At 75.2% G+C, this 3,437-nt stretch carries 3 protein-coding genes and 1 pseudogene; 1 reads left to right on the top strand and 3 read right to left on the bottom strand.

All coding sequences use genetic code 11. From position 1 onward, the window contains the following. Positions 1–93 precede the first annotated feature (93 nt). Positions 94–462 carry a hypothetical protein gene (locus tag DKL51_RS28205; RefSeq protein WP_124812692.1) on the top strand — a complete coding sequence of 123 codons (369 nt, stop codon included), beginning with the start codon at positions 94–96 and terminating at the stop codon, positions 460–462. Between the two features lie 79 nt (positions 463–541). On the opposite strand, the gene DKL51_RS28200 is transcribed toward DKL51_RS28205, so the two are convergent. From DKL51_RS28200 to DKL51_RS28190, 3 genes and pseudogenes are all read right to left on the bottom strand, one after another. Next, positions 542–940: an NUDIX hydrolase gene (locus tag DKL51_RS28200; protein ID WP_124812690.1), complete on the bottom strand. Its 399-nt coding sequence runs from the start codon at positions 938–940 to the stop codon at positions 542–544. Positions 941–1,105: 165 nt separating this feature from the next. After that, positions 1,106–2,947, bottom strand: a pseudogene (locus DKL51_RS28195) (ATP-binding protein); the annotation flags it as partial. Positions 2,948–3,102: 155 nt separating this feature from the next. Next, entirely contained in the window at positions 3,103–3,324 is a 222-nt protein-coding gene (locus DKL51_RS28190; RefSeq protein ID WP_124812688.1) for an FmdB family zinc ribbon protein, read from the bottom strand. Between the last annotated feature and the right edge of the window lie 113 nt (positions 3,325–3,437).

Here is a 3,437-nt window from a genome sequence, read left to right as displayed (position 1 = left end):
GGGGCGTCCCCGCCCGGGTTCGCCGGTCGGCGTAGCCCGGGTGCCACCCGGGCGGGGACGCCCCGGGGCGCAGTACCGACCGATCCTCGGTCCATGAGAGACAACGCCCGCACCATCACCGTCCTGGGACTGGTCGTCGGCGCCATCGGCATCGGCGTGCTCTGGGCGGCGGGGGTTGAGTTCCCCGTCGCGATCCCGCCGGGGATCGTCATCCTGCTTGCCGGCGCGCTCCTCGTCGGCCTGACCCGCTGCTGGTGGTGGTCACCGGGGGTGGGCGCGTTCCTGGGCGTGTTCGTCGCGGTCGGCTGGGCGATCAGCCCCACCGGCTGGGGCAACCTCACCGGCCGGGCCGGCGGCGCGGTGGCGCTCGGCCAGGCGATCCAACTGATCGGGGTGCTCACCGCCCTGGTCGCCGGCGTCACCGCGACGGTGCGGCAGCGCCGGGCGCGAGTGGCGGCCTGACGGGTCAACGGTGACCCGGTCCCTAACGACCGCCGGGCTGGTGCGGCCCCGGGGCGCACCGGGACAGCGCCGACGCGGGTCACCGCAGGGCGTCGGTCGAGCGCAGATGGTCGAAGATCAGCTGGTCCACCGGGGACACCCGGTGCCGATCGGCGTAACCGAGCCAGGCCAGCTCCTCGATTTCGCTCTCCGGCCGCAGCTCCCCCTGGTAGTCGGCTGCGTAGCAGGTCATCCGCACCAGCGTGCCGGCGGCGTGGCCGTGGGCCTGCGCGGCGAACGTGCCGACGTGGACGGCCGATGCCGGGAGCACCACCACACCCAGCTCCTCGGTGATCTCCCGGATCAAGGTGTCCAGGTCGCTCTCGCCGGCCTCCCGCTTGCCACCGGGTAGGTACCAGACGTCCTTGCCGCGGGAGCGGGTGCTCAGGATGCGGCCGTCCTCGATCCGGATCCAGGCCACCTTGTCGATCTCGCGCACGACACTCCTCCGGCTGGGCTGCGGCGACCCACTGTAGTTCGGTGGGAGCGGCGGTCGGCCAGGCCCGTCCGGTGGTTCCGGCTCAGCGGCAGGTCAGCCGCCGATCGGCGCCCCGCGCCACTGCCAGCGCTCGCGACGGGGCCGGCCGGGCAGCTCGATCCGGCCGGCGCACCAGCGCAGGGCGGCCCGCAGCTCCCCGGCGAGCGGGTCCAGCGCGTACAGGGAGAGGGTGACCGGTTGCCCGTCCGGGCCGAGGTGGGCGCGTTCCAACGCGTGCCGGGACCAGGCCACGTGCCGGTCCCGGGCGGTCTGCTCCTCGCCGGCCTCGACCAGCCGCCGGGCCGCGTACGCCCGGATCGGGTCGAGCATCCGGTAGGTGCTGCCCGAGGCGTGCGGTTCGGCCAGCACCATCGACTTGTCCACCAGCACGGAGAGCGGGTCGAGCGGGTCGTCGTCGAGCAGCCACTGGACGGTGGGCAGGTCCACCGGTCCGGCGAAGACCGCCAGCCAGCGCAGCAGTCGGGCCGAGCGGGGCCCCAGCGTCCGGTACGACCAGGTGACCGTCGCCTGCATGGTGAGGTGCCGTTCGCTGGCCGACCGGTGCACCGCCCGGGTCGCCGAGGTGGGCGGGTTGATGCCGATCGCGGCGGCCATCAGATCCACGGTGTCCTGCTGGTTGCCCGTCCAGCCGCCCTCGACCGGCGGCGGCTCGGGCTCGTCCCGGCCGGCGTCCAGGGTGCCGAGCATGTCGTCCAGGCGCTCGGCGAGCTGCCCGATCGAGAGCACCCGCAGTCGCGCCGCGGCCAACTCGATGGCGAGCGGCAGCCCGTCCAGCCGCTGCACCACCCGGCGCAGGTCGGCCTGCTCCGCGGGGTCCGGCGCGCGGCCGCCGCGGGCCGCCGCCGTCCGGTCCAGCAGCAGCGCCACCGCGTCGCTCTCCGCCCCGTCGGGGCTCGGGTCGACGGAGAGCGGCGGGATCCGCCACACCACCTCGCCGGGCAGGCCGAGCGACTCCCGGCTGGTGGCGAGCACCCGCACACCCCGGCCGCCGGCCAGCAGTCGGGAGATCACCTCCGCCGAGGCGCCCGGCTGCGCGTCGCAGGTGTCCAGCACGACCAGCATCCGGCGGGCGGCCGCGTACTCGACCAGGGTGTCCACCATCGGACGGCCCGGCTCCGGACGCAGCCCGAGCACGGCGGCGATCTCGAACGCGACGAGCCCCGGGTCGGTCACCGCGGCGACGTCGACGAACCACACCCCGTCCGGATGGGCCTCCACCACGCCGGAGGCGAGCTCCACCGCCAGCCGCGTCTTGCCGGAGCCGCCCGCGCCGATCAGGGTCACCAGCCGGTACGTCTCGACCAGCCGCTTCAGCTCGGCCCGCTCGGCCTCCCGGCCGACGAACGAGGTGACCTGGGTCGGCAGGTTGTGCGCCACCGCGTCGGCGGTGCGCGGCCGCGGGAACTGCCGCTCCAGACCGGGCGCGACGAGCTGGAAGAGTCGTTCCCGGTCGTCGAAGCCGCGCAACCGGTGCAGGCCGAGGTCCAACAGGGACGCTCCGGCCGGCAGCGGGTCGGCGTGCCGCGCGGTGGCGGCGGAGCAGAGCACCTGCCCGCCGTGTGCGGCGGCAGCCACCCGCGCGGCCCGGTGCACCTCGGGGCTGGCGTACTCGCCGTCGCGGGGCTCGGCGTACCCGGTGTGCAGCCCCATCCGGACCCGGGGCGCGGCCTCCGGGGTCGGCCAGTCGTGGCTGGCCAGGGCCCGTTGGGCGGTGAGGCAGGCGGTCAGCGCCGCGCCCGCGTCCGGGAAGGCCAGGAAGAACGAGTCGCCCTCGGTCAGCAGCTCCGCGCCGTCCGTGCCGGCCAGCGTGCGGCGCAGCAGCCGGCGGTGTTCCCGCAGCACCGGGCGGTAGCCCGGACCGAGCAACTGGGCCAGGCGCGTCGAGCCCTCGATGTCGGTGAACACGAAGGTCACCCATCCGCTCGGGAGGTGGAACCGTAGCGACATGCGTCGAACCTCCGCCCCCTGACGTCGGAATCATGCTGCCCTATGGTCGCGTCGTCACGCATCGTGAGAACGGCCGGGCAGATTCCGACCCAAGGTGCCATTCGACGTCGCCACCGGGCAAGGTGCGGACCGACGGGCAAGACGAGGGTGCGGCGTCAGCAGCCGCAGGCACCGCCGCAGCAGCCGCCGCCGGCGGGCGCAGGCGCGCCACCCGCCGCCCCGGCGCCGCCTCGGCCGGTGACCGCGACGGTGGAGAGCAGCTTGACCGTGTCGGCGTGCCCCTGGGGGCAGGACGCCGGCTCACCGGCCTCGGCCATCGGCCGGTTGACCTCGAAGGTGTCGCCGCAGGCGCGGCAGCGGAACTCGTACCGGGGCATGCCACCAGCGTACGGCCGGGCCTGACGTCGGCGGAGGCATGGGTGATACTCGACAGGTGGTGGACGGCGAGGACAGATCGACCATTCGGCCCCTGCGACCGGCCGCGCCGCCC

The organism is Micromonospora globispora (assembly GCF_003857015.1).
GTDB lineage: Bacteria > Actinomycetota > Actinomycetes > Mycobacteriales > Micromonosporaceae > Micromonospora > Micromonospora globispora.
This window is presented reverse-complemented; position numbering and strand designations above follow the sequence as displayed.